General features: G+C 41.5%; 1 protein-coding gene. It reads left to right on the forward strand.

Annotated features, from left to right (window positions below; genetic code table 11):
• Positions 1 to 11: 11 nt before the first annotated feature.
• Positions 12 to 349 (forward strand): transposase (locus tag GHT08_RS21985; protein WP_238343658.1); only part of this gene is annotated, 338 nt, incomplete at its 3' end.

Below are 349 nucleotides of genomic sequence, written 5' to 3' on the forward strand. Positions count from 1 at the left end.
AGGTATGTAAGGTGAAGGACGATAAATACCTCCGGTTTCCTCAAACGAAAGAAAGACTGAATATCGGAAAATTGGGTCTTAAAGGGCCATTACAACAAGTTAGAATTATTCCGACCTACGGCGAGTATACGGTAGAATTGGTTTTCAGGAAAGAGGAAGAGAAAGAGTTTGTAGAGCTGGAAGAACAACATATCATGGGTATAGACCTCGGTGTTCATTGTTTGGCAACCATTGTCGATAATACAGGATCCCAACCTGTCATTATCAAGGGCCAAACAGTGAAAAGTATCAACCAATATTATAACAAGCAACGTGCCCATTATTACCGTGTTTTACGACACGGGCAGGG

It is taken from the genome of Gracilibacillus saliphilus (genome assembly GCF_010994085.1).
In the GTDB taxonomy this organism is placed as follows: domain Bacteria; phylum Bacillota; class Bacilli; order Bacillales; family Amphibacillaceae; genus Gracilibacillus; species Gracilibacillus lacisalsi.